Genomic DNA, 16979 nt, shown 5'->3' with positions numbered 1-16979 from the left:
CTGCTTGCAATATCCCAGCACCAGCCAACATCGAACATGCTGGACGGTAGGGTTTAAGAATGAGGCCAAAAGAAAACTACATCTCCGCGATAGCCCAGCTCACCAAGCTCTTCTCGAAGTTGCTCAACTGCATCCTTTCTACCTGTGGTGCCAATGCCCGGAGTTTCCGAAGCAAATCATTCAGGTGCTCTGAAGGCAGGATCAGCCCTTTGATCTGGGTGGATACCTGAGTAGGAATGCCATATTCGTCAAGGGCAGTGAGCAATGGGTCAAGGAACAGGTTCTCCAACTGCTCCGCGAAAAAGCTGAAATCCCCGGGTTCGATACCCTTCTGTGTGAATACGTCCGCCTGGATCTTGCTGATGGCCATGATGTCCCGCGGTAGCCGGAAGCAAACCATGTTCCTGATGAACTTCAGCCGCAGGTTGATCGCCTCACTGGGGGTATCATCTACCCTGCGATTCTCCACAGCGTGCTGTAGGTAGGAGGCCAGATTTTTCTGCGCGCGAAGCTCATTGATGTGCCAGGCCAAGTGGGAGCTTGAGGAAATCCCATAGTCCATCAGGTTGCCGCCTTCCAAGCCGTAAACGAGCTCGCAGAGATAGTTGAGCTGATGTGGCTGCTCTGGAATGCCTTTCCAGGTGAGTAGTTGACGGCTTGCTGCTAACTCGCGAACGATAGTATTCGCAACTTCCAGCTGTCGATCGATGGGGATATGCCGATTCTCAATCAGGGTTGCAGCGGACAGTACAGGGTTGGCGTACGCCACCTGAAGCCGCCCACGCGAGATGTCGGTGAGGTACTCATTCTCCAGCTGCATCAACAGCCCCATTGGAGAACTCTCGGTCTGGTGACCGATGGGGTACTCGACGGTCAGGCCTTTCTCCGCTGGCGGGGCTTCGAGCATGAATACCTTGCCGATGAAGTATTTATTCATTCGGCCAGCGCGGCCGGAAATATTCTTGAACGTGAAGTAGTCGAAATTGGAGCCCTTCAGCCGTCGGTCATAGATGATGACGTTTTCAGCAGAGGTGTTTACCCCTTCGATCATCGTTGACGTGCAGATGATGTACTTAATGACACCTTCGTTGAACAGCTTGACGATGTATTGCTGTAAGGCGCGCGGGACTCCTCCATGGTGAATACCGACGCCCAAGGAAATTGCCTTGGCGACGTTCCACTGAGGGTGGTAATGCTTGGCGATCCATGCAGCAATCTCCTGCGTCTCCGGCACCTCCGACAGCCCAGCCTCCTCGATTAGGTACTGAGCAACTCGATTGGCACTGGGTGGCGCTTGGCAGTAAATCAGCGTTGGGGAATCAAGTGTCTTGACGAGCTCAAGGAGTTTTTCTTTCCGCTCCTCCGAGCGCATGCCCAGGCTGAAGTTCTGTATGTCGACTGCGACCGTACTGAAGTCGGACGGGATGAAGTTGTACTCATAGCTATCAAGCCCGGTGATCCGCTGAATGTGCGGACCAAGCATGTAAAACTGGGCGCGGGTCTTGGCGAGCTTGTGAAAAGCTAAGCTCAAATCGACAGCACGGGTACTCTCGTCCTTGTCGCTGGTCAGGTCGATTTTGTAAAACTCATCGACAACAAAAAATTCAACATCATCTAAATCTTTGCGCTGGATGACTCGTTCTTGGGTCAGCAGGTAGACATTGGTCGTTCCCGCCTCTGCTTCCTGGCTGGGATGGGTGATCAGGTTGAACTGCTTGAATCGTTTGACCAGGCGGCGACGGGTTTCGTCGATCAACGCAATGGTTGGAACGATCACAACGACTTTCTTGAAGCAGCGCTGTGCTAGGACAGCATCGACCACGAGGCTTTTCCCAACGCTCGTCGATGCGCTAAGCACCACGTTCCTGCCCTGCATGATGAGGCTGAAGACATGCGCCTGTAGGTGATGGAACACCATCCCCTGTTCGACCCCCTCAACCCGATGCGCCTCGTAAGCTAGACGGTCGGACATGGCGATGCTGCTTAAATAAGGTGTGATGTAGGGAAATAGGCCTACCGTGCGCACCATATTGAGCAACAACGATTGCTCGACGACATCGAAAAGGTCGAATTTGTCCAGAGCGCGGATGACCAGGTCACGCCCCTCCCACTCCGGATCACCTCTGTTGACCAACCTGTTAATAGCCAGTAGCAGATCGACCCTGAATGAGCTGTTCTCGTTGAGATGAGCCAGGTTTTCTTTGGCTGTTTCGTAATTCATGACCGCTTCATTCCTTAGGCCCCACGGGGGGCTGCGCTCATAACGTTTCCCATACCCTCTATCCCTTTGGCGCACAGCTACTAGCAGCGAACCGTCAGCTCAGCGTCTGTAAATTTTCAAGTGTTTGGCAGCGGTCGTTGAAGGCTTTAATTAACTTTGCAACGCTCTCCATGGGCACCAGGAAGACTGCAATCTTTACCTGTTCAAGATTTTCAGGGAGTTGTGCCTTCAGGGCACTGTAGTGGTCAACGATCTCACTCTTGAGGTTGTTTACGTAGTCGGCCAGCCAGCCAGAGGCGAGCGCTGCGCTGTCGTAGGTCAATAGGATGGGAAAGCACAGGACGTTGAGCATATCGTCCACAGGCGAGTTTCGATGCAACGCTTGATTGAATGTTTCGGCTTTGGGCAGGTGGTGATGAGGTTCGCGTAGCGCAATGATGATCTCGCGCTCAGCGGACAGAGCGGCATCCGAGATAGTGGCGTCCAGGACTTCGCAAATTTGCTTCAGAGTAGAGTCCATGCTGCCGGCTTGAATCAACCGCGCAAATCCAAGCCACAGTTGGTCGTTTTGGCCAGGTTCCTGGACAATGTGGGCATTGCCGAATTCGGAAAGCTTGCCTGCAGTCTTGTAGAAGACCTTACAGGCAATAGGCTCGCTATTTGCTCGGCCTCGCAGAATGGCGTGGAGAATGAGTTCTGCAACGAGTCTGTCTCGCGGCAGATCATTATCGTTAAAAGCGCAGATCGACCGTGCAATGATGGCCTCGGCATTGTGCGCTTGGATGTTCACAATCTCGCTGGCCTTGAGCGAGAACTCTGGTAACCATTCGATAAGGTGCTTTGCCAGGCCATCACATCGCCATTTCCTCAATGAATAGCGCACGTCGAAAGCGGTGACCGAACGGAGCAACTCCTCTTCAGTACTGGCGTGAAACTCCACCAGAAACGGGTCAGGCCGGACCTTATAGGGTTTTGAGGTAGAGGTTGCAACCGCATCGGCTTCGTCCAATCGCTGCCTGAGGAGGGCTAACGTAGTCTCGCGATGAATGATTTTGGTCGCGGCATCGGTCTTTACATCGGCAGTCGCGGCCTTGTCAGCTAGCTCCAAGAACTCATCGTAGATGCCTTTTAGCTGGTTGTAGTTGGGCCGATTGCCATAGTGCTCGGCCAGCTTCGCGAGCTTGTTGACGTTGATCGCTGCCAGAGCATCCACTTCGCCGTAGACCTGCCACACGAAATTCTCCGCCCAGTAGGAGAAGTCTCGGTTTTGAGGAGAGCGGGATTTCTTGAATTTCTTGAGAAGTGCCGCACCACGCTCCGTGGTAGCGTCAGGCAAGACTCGCTTTCCCAGCTCTGTTTTGAAGCCTTCCAATATGGTGGCGACGTCCCGCTTAGTCACTATCCGGAAGCGTGCTATGCCTGATCGAACATCACACTTAAGCGACTTCTGCAACAGGGAGGACTCCGCCTTCTTGCCCTCAAGATCGGTCACCTCTTTCCAGTTCCACTTGTGGTTACCCTCAGTGGTTTTGACCTGGATGTACTCGTAGACGGTCTGCCCCGAGCACTGGAACACGGCAACGATGTCGTCGGCTGTTTCGCACTCGACCTGTACGTAGGTGCTGTCGCGAAGCATCTTGAAAATGAAGCTGACTGCAACGTGATCTTGATACTTGAAGCCTTGCCTTGCCGCAGGCCCACCCTTGTTGGATGGACTAGATATACGCACCATGACATCCCTGCATAGCTAGAAATACCACTTGAAATCGGGTAGCCGCACAAGCTCTAGCAGGATGGGCATGAGGGGCGGTCCCTGTGAGTTCTGTGACGTTACCACTAAGAGCAATTAGCCGACCATCTACGTCTAGGAAAGTTAACCTTGGCGTTAATAAGTGCTGCTCGACGAGTTACACGTATAAGCAACAGGCCAGTGAACTCAATCTACTCAACAATCGCCTTCAAAAACGCATCCCTAGCATCCTGATAAAACTGGATATCAATCTTAGTGGCCATGTCATCAGACAGGTCATAGAGCTGGCGCCGACAGGTGACCGGCATCAATAGGGCAGTAGCGCCCTTCTCTACCGCCAACTCGGCGATGCTCACCGGGTTAAGCACAGGCTCGATAGACCCACCTAAGTTGATCTCACCCACCACAATCAACCCACCCCGAGCAGACTTCTTCAGCAGACTGCTGCACATCGCGATAAGCGCCGCTACACCTAGCTTGGAGCCGCGCTTGGCGGCGTCAAAAGCACGTAACTGCACAGTGAACTCATGCGCGCGAGGATCGCGGTCACCAATCAGTTGGGAGGCTCGAGCGTAAAGATTCTGCTCTGCGTAACGAACCGACTCTTTGAAGGCTGGCGGTACTGGATTATTGAGAATCTTCACCCCAGAACCTGGCCCTTCGTTGACCTCAATCCTGTAAAGCCCCGCGTTATCATCGATCTCTGCCCCACCCTCGCTGATTGTCCAGATCTGGCCAGGCTCGAGAGGGTCGTCCCCAATCTCGTTATCCGCACGCAGCTCAGGGGTCGCAACGAACTTCTCGACGCCGTCATCACCGATGAAGTAGCTGAAGTGGGTGTTTCGAAACTCAGCAGAACCGATACGCTTTTGCTGCTCTTTAACCCGGCGGCGAACCTCAAGAGCAAGGCGCGTTGCCCACTCCAGGTCGTCATCTGCAACTGCCTGAGATGAGTCGGGATAAAGCAGCTTGAGAAGGCCTGACGCCGTCTTGTTCACCGCATTGGTATCTCGGCCGCTCAACGCGCCGCCCAGATGAACTCGGTTCTGCAGCGCACTGACCCTGCTCTCATAGCGGAGACGGCTCAGACACTCCGAAAAGAAATCACTCACTAGCCCGAAATGATCGGTGGTCAGCTCACGACTCATCTTGGGCACATCCCAACCAGGTAGGAAGCAGTGAATCCGATCCATCCAGGCGGTGTCATCACGCATTTCCTGAGGCAGCGGCCCAAACAGATGCCCCACTCGCTGCTGGTGCTCAACGTCTACATCGAAATTCCCCACAAAGACCAGCGAACCATCGGCACGGATGCTTTCCTTGCCGCGGCTGAATTCGCCCGACTCCATGTACCCTTTCATGATGTTGATGCCTTCCTTCGAGTCGAAGGAAATTCCGCTGATTTCGTCAAAGCAGACCACGTCGTACTGGCACACCAGACCTCTCTGCCCGCTGGCGTTATTAACGAACATCTTGGCAATGGATGCCTTGCCACCTGAGATCAGGTGCGCATAAGGAGAGACCTGCTGAAACAGATGGCTCTTACCCGTACCGCGAGGACCCAGTTCAACCAAGTTGTAGTTCCGCTCAACGAAAGGAACCATACGGAGCAGTAGCGCATCCTTGGCTCGGGCATCCAGCCTCTCAGGCTCAAGGCCGATGGATCTCAGCAGAAAATCCTTCCACTCCTCGCTACTGAAAGACTTTCGCGCCTCTCCAAGGGTGTCGAGCACGTCGCGTTTCGAAAGCTGAATGGGCCGCAGATCTTGCACGCCAAAAGGGTTGCCTCGCTCCTCCGCTATTGCGGGGTCGTATTCCAGCGTGATTTCCGCATAGAAACCACCAGTGAGCAGGCGCTCGTTATCGTCCACTAACTTGTCTGCGATGCGAACGTTTGTGAGCTGCACGCTAGGCAGGCTTGCGAGATAACCGTTGTCTTTCTGACTGAAGCGCGCACTAACAAGATCAATCAACTTCACCGTGCCATTCTTGTATGCACGCGCCTTGAACAGCTCCTCCTCGCCGGCCTTGACTGTACGGGAGGAGAGCTGACGCTCTACGATCTCGATACCCTCCTCGATCTCATCGGGATCAGTGCTGGCGCAGTATCGACCCAACAAAAACTCAACAACATAGGTCGGCACTGGGAATTGCCTGGCAAAGGTCCTCACCAGATCCTTACGGACGATATATCCCTCAAACGCAGCCGCAGCTTTCGAGTCAAGAATGTCCAGTTCGATCACACTTCTTCTCCAACCAAGGTCGCCTGCTTAGCGAGCACATTCCCCGCGCTGTCTAGAACAACTACTACGACTGCATCCCCCTCCCGCTCATCGTCCTCCACCGGCAGGCTGCACTTGCCCCCCTTGAGGCTTTTGGCACGCACAAGCGAGCTTGCCGGATCCGCAGGGCTACTGCGCAGATCGACACTCAGATCAGCGGCTGTACTTTGTACCTCTACGCGACACGTCAGGCCCAGCCACTGCACCTTTGTGATAGCCGCAGCGCTTAGCTTCAACGACGGCGCAGCCGTGCTGAGCACCTCGATTATCGGCGTCAAACACTCCTGCAGGCTCAAGCCTCCATGATCGTAATGACGTCCAGCAAGGAAGGCACTGGCCCCTGGTGCAACGGCAATCGTTTGCTCTGGGTTCCAGTGCCAATTAACGGTGGGCAGAGTGGTTTGGACGGTACCCTTGATTTCAGCACAGCGAGCCCAGCGCACCTCTGCAAGGTGCTTGGGTAGATCAACTTTAGCCATCGGCTGCGGCGTCAGAAGCCAGCCATGATCCGTGACGATACGGATTTTTCGCCAACCGGCCTGCAGTAGCTCCTCAACGCGTAGGTATACATCCTGCAGCAGAGAATCAATCCGGCCGGCCAGGCGCAGATTGTCTGTGTGGCCTGCTTCATCGATATTTCCGGTCTGCACCCAGGCCAATCCTTGCGGATCACCATTCTCATCCGCCCCCAACACTTGCCAACCGCCCTCTTCCATTAACTTGCGGAAATAATGAGCGCTCAGGGGCTTGTCATCAGCTTTCAAGCTGGGCTGGAAGTCAGTATCGGTTGTACGCCCCGTTACCTGATAATGAATCGGCATCACGGCAGCTTTAGCCGTGGCCGTCACCGAAGGCAACGCAGCCCAGTTTGACCGCTGTCTAACCTCGCCCAAGCTCTGCAGGCGACCGACCAAACGCTGCGCTACGTCATAGCGCAGTCCATCGACAAAGAAAACGACCTCACTGGAGGTTTGATAGGTGGCAACAGCTTCATTGACACCGTCGCTCCCTGGGTAGCCTTTCGCTCTCACCAGCTGCTGGAAGTTCAGCGCCGTCTCGTGCAACCAGGGCGTATACAGGGTGTTGAGGATATCTCTCACCAACAACTGCATTGAGGGCTCTCGGGCCATCGCCAGGGCTCGGAGTTGAGCATCGTCAACGACCCAATAATGACTCCGATAATGCTCGGCCATTTCCTCGGGGGTGGTACCGGAAAGGCCACTATCAGCAACTGTTTTAGCAATCAGCACCAGGGGTTCGAGCAGCTGAACAATAGGCGCTAAACCTATCTCTGCCCACACCCATGACCGACGTACGCCGTGGTGAGCATCGAGATCAATCAGCCCCTGACGCAGCACACTGCTACCCCGAGTGGAAAGCGTACGCAGCTGCGCCAGCAGATCGTTTTCCTGCTGCTGGTTATAGCTTGGATAGGTCGAGACATCCGCTGCTAGATCTGGCTGGCAGCGCATCAAGGCATTCGGCAGCCTTGAAAAAGCAGCGGTGTTCTCAATGAACCGTTCCCAGACGCGTGCCCAGGGCCCCAACCGGGCGCAGAGATTCTCTGCCGCAACTAGGTCGCCATCTTTCTCTGGGTGAACCAAAAACTCGCTATGGGAGATGCCAACAAAGGCATCCCAACGAGCCCCTTCCCAACTGGCCTGCACAGCCTTGCTGTCACTGAGCCACGTCAGCACATCTCGTACGCTGTCGGTACTGAGAAGCTGGTTGAAGTCACTGGCCTCCAGTCGCCGGCCTTGGAGCCGTGAAGCATCAGTATCGAGTAATGGCTCAAGCGCACGCAGCATTGCTGTTTGGGTTTTGGCGTCCTGCGCAACATCCAACCCCAAGCCACCAGTGCGAGAAATCAGAAACGCATTGACGGTCCAGTCCTTAGCGTTCACCTGACTCCACAGCACGCCTCGATACTGCAGCTCAGCCAGGGGCTGCAGCTCCACAGGGCAGGCAGTGATTGCCCGCAAATCCTGCCGGCTTACCCCTGGCAAATAAATGATCGGGGTTTGACCAACCGGGAGGGAAATCTCAGGCAACGCATCAGCGATTACACACTTGAGCCATATGGCGGGGCCTTGCCGGTGATCAGGCTTGTAGCTTCCCAGCGAAAAAAGCTCTGGAAGCGCGCTTTGGAGTTGACCAAGCACAGGCAACCACTCTCGATCCTTGTCAGGCCAAAGGATCGCTGTAGGTGCAACCTGGGAACTGGCGTTGTACTGCGCTGCAGCACGAAGGCTCGCAGCCAAAGCCTCAAGTACGATCATCAATTAGCTCACAATCAAAAACGGGAAATACCTGAGCAACTACCCCAAACGCCAGCTGGCAGAAAGCGCTTTCAAAAGATCCTTCTGACGAGCTTCAACCTGCGTAGGTGTCCACTCATGCTGGTGCAGCACTTGGCTCGTCAAAGCATACGGCGTCACCCCCGTGCTACCGGCAAAATACGCAGACTTTTTCTTGGCAAAGTCATAGTTCAATGCCTTGGAGTTTCTAGCACGTGTCAGAGGCACTAGGTTCGCCAAGCGATGCAACCACTTCATACGCTCAATGGCGTCCGGCCAAGTGGTTGCCCACTCGCTCGCAGGATCTACAGTCTGAGGCAAGATATGTTCGATTGTCAGGACATTCGGCGTGTAGTTGGCTGCCATCGCAGACACAAAGGAGTCCAAGCGCAGGATCAAATAGTTTCGACGCCGGGCGGTCATCTCGTAGACGTTACCATCCAGAGCTCGCAACATCTCAGCGCACTCACCCGGCGTTAGCTCGACTCGGTCGACGTAAACCCCTTTCAGAATGTCCTCGATAACCAGGGCATAACGCTCGATACGCTGGTTCACATTCTTGGCAGTCAGGTGCAGGAAGGCTGCCAGCCGTTCAAGTCGCGAAATGAAGTCCAACACAGCCGCTGCATCATTGCCTTCTCGCGCCAGGAAGGCTATCGCTACAGGCAGCCAGTCTGAGTTGTCGATCCTGTTCAGCCAGGTGAAAAGCTCATTAATTTTATCGGCCGAGGATGTCGAGACATACCGGCACTGCTTGGCGATCAAATAGGCCTCGGCATAAGGCGCTACCACCTCATCGACCAAGGCCTCAGAGGACGTCACCTGGCTCAGCACGTGGTCCTTGAACTCCTCAAGCAGCATTCGCCGAGCCTTAAAGCGGGCATAAATCATCCGGATATGGCCAAAGAGCTCGTTAAAGCCATCGCGGCCGGTCGCGACCTCAAGGTCTTCCCAGCGATCATTGAAAGCTTCGCGCTTGTCTTCTGGAAGCTTGCCGATGACCTCCGCTTTGATGATATCTGTCGGTAGAAGATCCAAACCTCGATTGTTCAAAACCGAGAAGACCCTGAATGCCGATTGCTGACTCGGGGTGGTGACTGTCACCAGAAAGCAACGCATCAGCAGAAATGAGCCGAAGTTCACCAGAGCGGCTTCTTCACCTCTAAATTTTTCCTGAAGCCGCTCGATCAACAGGCGAGCATTACCTTGAATGTTTCGCTGCGACTCATTCGCAAGTTGCGCAGGATCAATCTGCACCAGATCAGCAAATCGCAACCCTTGAACATACTGAGCGAAAAATTCTCGATCTTTTTCTCTCAAGGCTAAACGCGGCTTGGGATTGAGCTTCAACGCTACGTTCCCCGGTTCACGAATGAAGCTATAAAAGGACGTATGGTTGTCCCCGGACAACAGGGACGTCAGGGTTGAAAGCAAAATTGTTAGGGTTGTTAAACGCTGCTGTCCGTCAATAACCTCAGCAGCGGGCTTGCCCTCATCCTTTATAAGAACAATCGATCCCAGAAAGTAGCTGTCCTCAGCCTCATTCCTAAAAAAATCATAGAGGTCGTCAAAGAGCTCACCTGCCTGATCTTTTGTCCAAGCATAGGGGCGCTGATAAGGCGGAATGACATAATCGAATTCAGAGCTAAATATTTTTGACAGCGGATACTCGGCACCACTAATTTTTTTGCTCATCTAAAACTCTCAGGTCATCCCAGACTTGGCAGGGGAAAATGAAACATTGGATGCTGCAAAAAGTCTGCCCAATATACAGCTCTTTTCTCGGACTACTTAGCCTCTAGAACTAATCGTATTTCAAAGCAGAAAACCTGCAGCCCCAACTCCCGCCAACGCAATGGCAAGCAAACTCATGCTAATGATCATTCGCTTGCTGTGGGCCGAATGCTGCAAGCTCAGCTCGTTCAAACGCAGCTCCATGGCTTCAGCATGCTGTGATACTGCAGCCATCTGCTTGTTTACAGCCTCTTCAACCAGTTGCAGTAGCGTACGTTCTAGAAGCTGAACACGGTCATCAAGCCCCTGCTGAAGCGAAGCGTGGCTGGCAATTTTTTGCTGTTGATCCTGAATGAACTGCAGCAACTGCTTGTCGCGTGCCTCTAGAGAACTCACAGCAGACGCTTGGGAGGTGCTTAGCTCTTCACGAACCTGATGAAGATGCTGCTCAATCGCAACCAGGAGCTGGCGATTGACCTCTGAGATTCGCTCTTCAGTGGCTTCAACTCGTTGGACGCACCCAACCAGGTTACGGGCCTGCTCAGCGGTAACACCCTTGGCCTCCATCAGCCCTTGGTTGGCTTTACGGATTTCATCCTGCTGGACCTCAAGAGTTTTCTGCTGAGCAAAAATATCTAAGTTTTGCTGCTTTAGCTGTTCTGCTTGCTCCTCAAGAATTTTCTGCTGGCGTAACAACACTTCTTGCTGATCACACAGTACCTTGGAAATAGCAGTGTTAAATATCAGCAGCTGGGAGGAGTGGCGATTAAGATTCGCTACAGTAGTGGTGAGCTTTAGCTGAGCATCCTTAACGTTATCCTCGCTATTGTTCCACCAGTTGCTAATCGCATTACTGTTGGCTTTGACCATTCTTGCCCACTGCAAGCGATCGGCGGCGCTACTGGCCTCTTGCTGAGCACCCACTACTGCCGAAATTAATTCTTTAACGCAACTTTCTCCAATCAGACTCTCTGGCAAATCTGCAGACGATAGCGCATTAACAATCTGAACTTCCTTACCTGTCAAACTGCTCATAGAACTACCTTTTATTAAAAAAATCGTCCAGCATGGCCTCAGTCTCATCAAGATACGAAATCATCTCTTTCGTTTCTTCAACCTGTGCCTTAGCGCTCGCTACAACATGATCCAGGCTAAAAATTGTGGCCTGCGAGGCCATACCAGCAGCGGCAAGCGTTTCACCTGTCTGCTGGTAGCTCTTGATCGAGTCGGCATACATGGCAATAGCGGCAAGCGAGGCCTCTGCTTGGCTGACCATATCGCTGGCAAATCTATCGGAGAGCTTTGCGTCGGCTGCAATGGCATCCAAGAGTTTCTCGTCATACGCGTAACGATAACGCTCAAAGAGGTTATCCAGCTGGTAAGCCAGGAACGCAGACAGCAGCCCCGTCATGATGCCAATCAACACCCCGGAGACCGCATCGGCGACAGGAATAAGAAAAGGCAGAGTCTTTAGAAAAGTCGCCACACTTTCCTGCAGCATAAAGCCAACACTGGTAACGATAACCAGCGTTAATATCTTCAGCCCCTCCTGCAGCGCCTCACTGGATGTCATGCCTTTAGGGGGGAACATGATCATCTTGAAAGCTTTGACCAGCCCCAGCAGCCCCTCGCGGATGATGGTCACGAAGCGCTTGGCCGTCGAAAGGAAGTTGTTGATCAAGAAGGTGATCAGGTTGCTCATAAAGCCACTGACCCCACCCTGAAAGGCTTGGGAAGCAGCTGCGGGGATTTTCTTGACCACAGAGGCTATCACGCGCTGAAGACGCTCTTTGATCTCCTCGAAGAGCGTCTTGCCTGCTTCAACGCCAGCCTTGATCAGTACTTTGAATTCGTTAAAAAGACAATTCACTAGCTCGGTCAGCAGTAGACCCAACGACTGCCTGAGCCCCATCAGAGCTGCCTGTTTGGCACCGGTTTGTAGCAGCTCAGTTGTTTGTTTCTTAAGAAGAGCAGTGTCTGCCGTACGCTCAGCGTGAGCTTTGGCTTTGGTGTGTGCGTTGTCGACCAACTCTTCGTTTAGGCCGTACTCTTCAGCATTTGTAGTACCGTCAGCTCGCTCCTTTTCAGCCCACTCTTTAAGATCCTGGGCTTTTTTAGAGGCATTAGCTGGCTTATTGGTCAAAGCCAGATTGTCATCGTGGTTAACCATCTCACGAATGCGAGCGGTATCAACCACCTTCTCCCCCGTTGCCGGATCGACAACAACCTTACCTAAAGCAAGGTGATTTTTCGCCGTGGCATGGGTTTCGCCAATCGAGACCACATGGTCAAGCTCAACAGAAACAACGTCACCGCTCTTAACCGTAGTGGTACCGTCTGCAGAGACATCAGCCCCAGTGTATTCATCGCGCCCTTTCGCGATTCGCTCGTCGCGCTTCTCTTTCCAGGTCTTGCCACCTGCAGTACTCGCCTTATCTTTTGTATCAACCTCGTAAAGCGCCCTCACCTCTTCGTCATACTCTTTCTTCGAATGAGCATGGAGAACCTTGTCTGACTCCGTCGCGACATAGGTATCGTCATCGCGCGAGAAATTATGCAGCGTCGTAACGTTGCCCCCGTTTTTGTCTTCGAACATGGCCATGGACAGGCCAAAGGGGCCAATGATCTGCCCAAGCACTTGCTGCTGACAGTCAGCAAATAATTTCTGCAGGCGCTCCTCGCGCAGCTCGGTAAGCGTTTTTTCCATATCGCACCTCAGCAGCCGACTTTAGCTTTAACAAACGACTCAAACCACTTAGAGAAACTCGATGCCTTCAAACGTCTGGAGGGCAACTCACCTGAATACTTGATGACTTGGCCAGACGTGCCCTTTGAGGAAGGCTCAAGATCCAGGCAGAAATGGTCGCCACCACCACTGGAAGTAAATGGCACCCAGCTTGGGCTCCACCACTCAGCGATCACTTCAGGATCTGGCTTTGCGGCTTCCCCGTCGAAATCACCACCTTTAAGCAGCCGATTCAATGTCGCCCAGTCCATCAGAATTTTCTCTATTGAGAGAAACTCGTGCCCCTCGAACAACCAGTCTGCTTTGCCCTTTTGCCCATTGTGAATTTTCAGGCAGTCGACAAAGTCGGCTGGTAATTGCACACAGAGGGTCTTTTCGAACTCACGAATCTGCGCGTCGGTGGCCGGGGGGTTTAGGTCGGCAAACTGCTCGGGGTTGTGAGCGCTTAGGTGGTTTTCCAGTTGCTGCCAGAGCTGCTTCATCTTTCGCCTCCTGCGGTGCATAGGCCCTGCCAACAGGAAGCTGGCAGGGCTGCAGTTTTATTGTTGTGCAGCTTTTTTCTCGGCCAAGGTCAGGTGATGGTCGTTGATACGGGCGCCTTCTTTTTCGCCGTATTCAAGGCCCAGGTTGTACCAAGGGGCACTGGGGACGTCGTTGCCGCGATCCTTTTTCCACTCGATGTTGAGTTTGGGCTTTTTGTTGTGGCGCAGGACTTCGGCAGTCATAAAGGGGCGGATGTTGAGGCGCACACCGTCGTTGAGGTCGGGGTTCCAGCCAATGGGCTGCTGCTCCAGCGGCTTCCAGCGTACGAAAATGTCGTAAGGGGCTTCGCCTTCGAGGATGCGCACCAGGCGAGCTTTCAGATCCTGTGCTGCAGCCAGGCGGGCATCGGCGCCGTCCACCTTCTCACTCGCGGCACGCTGCTGGTTGCTGATCCAGGTATCCAGGTAGGTGTAGATCAGCCGTTCCAGGTTGTTGCGGTCGAGCTTGTGGTAGTTGACAAAGGCGCTAAAGCCGTCCTTGAGGCCATCCCAGATCTGCCAGATAAAGGGACGGTGGTGGAACAGTTTGCAGTGCTGCTCGAAGAACTTGTCGCGCAGCCAAACATCGAGGCTTTTGGCGCCGGCCTGCTCCAATAGCTGATTACGACACTGCGGCGTCCAATCCGTACCGAACGCCGCGTGCAGCAGGCTTTCCAGACGATCAGCAGCCGCTTTCTCACCGCGTAAAGGCGAAAGACAGACGATGCCATCGTCATCGGCAAGGGGATTCAGCGCAGCGCTGCGAGCGATCCATTCGCGGGCCTCATCTGATAACTCCATCTCGATATCGGATTCAACAGGCCAGTGATACCCAAGCAGCCGGGCAACGCCAACATGCAAAGGCTCAGTAGCAGGCCGTGGATGACCATGGAATATCCACTGAGCAGGCGAATCAGAATAAGGTTTTGGTACTACCCCTCCAAAATTATCTGCAGCAAATTTATCCCAATACTCATAATCAAATCCGACCTTAGTTAGAGTTACATTTGTCAAACTAACCTTCATGTCAATTTTTCGTACATCTTCTGAAAACTGAGTACTAGAGCAATAGGCAACCAAAGCCGGCAAGTATGCTTCATTTTTTGGAACAAGCACCGCAAGGTTATTTTCGAACTTGTCACCATAATAGGTAACGCCTCGAAGATTCCTCATTCTATTTATCGCAACCCCAGAGTACCCCCAAGCTCTATTTCCACTTTCATGCATGTCATGCAGCTGCTCTCTCGTTTCCGCCGCGTACTCATGCAGCTGCCCTCTACCTTCCTGCCAAAAGACCGCAAGAGACAAGCCAGAGTATGGATCTTCATCATCCGACGAGGTCTGTAAAGGATCCCATCCTCCGCCGAAACCCACCTCCCAAAACTGACAGCAAAATCTATTCTTATCGCCAGTCACGATACCTTGATATGAATCTGCATACTTTCCAAGGTCTTCAGCATGTTGCTCGAGATCAACCAACAAAATTCGAGAGTCTGGGTTTTTTAGCTGCCCGCTCTGGCTAATAGATGTTACTTCCCCGCTACGCAGTAAATTAGATTTCTCTTGCGGCGTTCTCGGCACGCTTGCATCAATGCAACTCAGCCTACTGTCAGGACCCGGTTCCTTATCAGTCAGTGTTAGAAGAGCAACAAATGCACCAGCCGCCTGAGGGCTATCAAACCCCCTCTCACCTAACCGAGCGAGAAAGTTCCATGAGACACTCTTAAGCAACCTTTCTCTCTGCTTCTTATAGCTGCCAAGGAATAACCAATTTTGAGGCATTACAATTTGTACAGCGCCGTGCGGAGCAGAGAGTTCAAGGCTTCTCTCTAGGAAAACATTCGCTAAGTCAGCTTTCGCGGACGAGTAATGAGACTCAGCAAAGTCCTTTAGCCTCTCACATTGATCACCACGCCCCAGATAGGGGACATTTGTAATTACTAGCTGATACAGCTGGCTAAGCAGCTCTGCTGCTCGCTCCAACCCTTGCGCAGTGATAGCTGCCTCGCGTAGCTCTTCACCAATCTCGCCTACGGCCAAAGCCTTAGCGAGAAGGGGCTGCACTCGTGTCCAATCAGCCGTGAACAGATCTCCCTTTAGGCTACGAGCTGGATCAATTAGCGAGCCAAGAATCGGCGCATCACGGAAGGTGTCATACAACCGAGCCATGCCGGCTTTGATTTCGGAATTTTCACCGGCAAGCGCCAGCCACTGCTCGCGCGGTGTCTGAATCCGCTGTCCTACACAAGCAATATTGAGTGTCGGCAGGGGACGATAACCACCAGTTTCCTCATAACGCCAGGCCTCCAGTGCTACCGCAAAAGCAGCGAGCTCGACACAGCGCTGATCCAGCTCCAGGCCATGGAGGTTCTGGCTGATAACCGCATCAATGGCTTGATCAGCTGACAGGCCTTCGGCCTCCATCCGCATTGGCACCAGCATCAACAGAGTAGCCACTAGAAAATGACCCGAGCCGCAGCACGGATCCAGCATCTTGAACTGCGCCAGGTTCTGCGGCCAACCGTCAAAGGTACCTGCGGCAGGCACCTGTGCATTGGCGGATGAATCATCCTCGGCAGATGCAGGCACCATGCGCAGGTAGGTGAGCGGCAGTAGATCTCGATGCTGCGGGTAGTGGGTAACCCACCAGGCACCCAGGCTGTTATCCAGCAGGAACTGCACCATGTAGGGTTCAGTGAAGAGCTGGGTCACCGGCGACAACTCGTCGGCACCGATCTTCACGCCCGAGGCGTTCACTTCATCCTTCTTCTTGGCCTGCCAGTATTGGTAAACCCAGCCCAAGCTATCGGCCGCCTGGAAGGTGGCCTTGTCTAGGTCAGCAATCAACTTTTCCAGCGCACGTACGTGGTTAAAGGCAAGGGATAGCGCCAAAGCTGGCGAGTCGGCACGAAACACCTGGGGCAGCATGCGCGATGCCAGCTTGCCGGCCAGCTCCCAGCCATTGGCACAGCCTTCATCCGCCGCGAGCTCCTGGCACTCTTCCAGGGTGAGTGCGGTATGCGGGTCGTACATCAGCAGATGGTTCTGCTCAAGGAAGCGCGCGAATAGCATGCGGTGCCAATGCTCGTAGGCAATCTCCACACAAAGGCGCTGCGTTTCCTGCTGGCCAGTACGGGCATCACGCAGATCCCCCAGCTGGCGACCATGGGCACGCAAGCGGTTGCGCAATGCACGCTGCTCGTCATCCAGGTAACTGGCCGCGCTGGCGTCGCCAACACTGAGCCGGGTGAGTGCCTCTTGCGCAGCCTGCTCGGCGATATAGCGCGCCCGGATGACGGTGGTTTCCAGTTGTTTGCGAAGCTTTTTGTCGAGGAACTCGCGCATGGGTACGTCCTTGCCACAGCCAATGCTGGGGTATTCAGTCGGCCTGCCGCATCAAAGCGCAGGTGAGAATTCATGTATTCATT

Annotated in this window: 9 protein-coding genes; all 9 read right to left on the bottom strand. The window is 53.6% G+C overall.

Annotated elements, in window-relative coordinates; genetic code table 11:
• Positions 1-76 precede the first annotated feature (76 nt).
• Complete coding sequence (locus AC0J6G_RS05325; protein WP_475251979.1) at positions 77-2221, bottom strand: DEAD/DEAH box helicase; 2145 nt, start codon at positions 2219-2221, stop codon at positions 77-79.
• Between the two features lie 94 nt (positions 2222-2315).
• The gene (locus AC0J6G_RS05320; protein WP_475251977.1) at positions 2316-3953 is read right to left on the bottom strand and encodes a HamA C-terminal domain-containing protein; all 1638 of its coding nucleotides are present in this window, start codon (positions 3951-3953) and stop codon (positions 2316-2318) included.
• Between the two features lie 209 nt (positions 3954-4162).
• Positions 4163-6214: a BREX system Lon protease-like protein BrxL gene (gene brxL, locus AC0J6G_RS05315; RefSeq protein ID WP_475251975.1), complete on the bottom strand. Its 2052-nt coding sequence runs from the start codon at positions 6212-6214 to the stop codon at positions 4163-4165.
• On the bottom strand, positions 6211-8532 hold the full coding sequence (pglZ, locus tag AC0J6G_RS05310) for a BREX-1 system phosphatase PglZ type B (RefSeq protein ID WP_475251973.1): 2322 nt from the start codon (positions 8530-8532) through the stop codon (positions 6211-6213). The genes brxL and pglZ overlap by 4 nt, the downstream gene beginning before the upstream one ends.
• 39 nt (positions 8533-8571) lie before the next feature.
• Positions 8572-10245 carry a DUF262 domain-containing protein gene (locus AC0J6G_RS05305; RefSeq protein ID WP_475251971.1) on the bottom strand — a complete coding sequence of 558 codons (1674 nt, stop codon included), beginning with the start codon at positions 10243-10245 and terminating at the stop codon, positions 8572-8574.
• 120 nt (positions 10246-10365) lie between these two features.
• A complete protein-coding gene (locus AC0J6G_RS05300) occupies positions 10366-11319 on the bottom strand; it encodes a hypothetical protein (RefSeq protein ID WP_475251969.1) in 954 nt (317 codons plus the stop codon).
• A 4-nt stretch (positions 11320-11323) separates the two neighbouring features.
• The gene (locus tag AC0J6G_RS05295) at positions 11324-12991 is read right to left on the bottom strand and encodes a hypothetical protein (RefSeq protein ID WP_475251967.1); all 1668 of its coding nucleotides are present in this window, start codon (positions 12989-12991) and stop codon (positions 11324-11326) included.
• An 8-nt stretch (positions 12992-12999) separates the two neighbouring features.
• Positions 13000-13512: an SMI1/KNR4 family protein gene (locus AC0J6G_RS05290; RefSeq protein WP_475251965.1), complete on the bottom strand. Its 513-nt coding sequence runs from the start codon at positions 13510-13512 to the stop codon at positions 13000-13002.
• A 57-nt stretch (positions 13513-13569) separates the two neighbouring features.
• Positions 13570-16896, bottom strand: a complete 3327-nt coding sequence (locus AC0J6G_RS05285; RefSeq protein ID WP_475251963.1) for an Eco57I restriction-modification methylase domain-containing protein — start codon at positions 16894-16896, stop codon at positions 13570-13572.
• Positions 16897-16979: the final 83 nt, after the last annotated feature.

This window comes from Pseudomonas sp. TS_SC_3 (genome assembly GCF_056156225.1).
The sequence above is the reverse complement of the archived record's forward strand: the minus strand, read 5'-3'. Positions and strand labels throughout refer to the sequence as shown.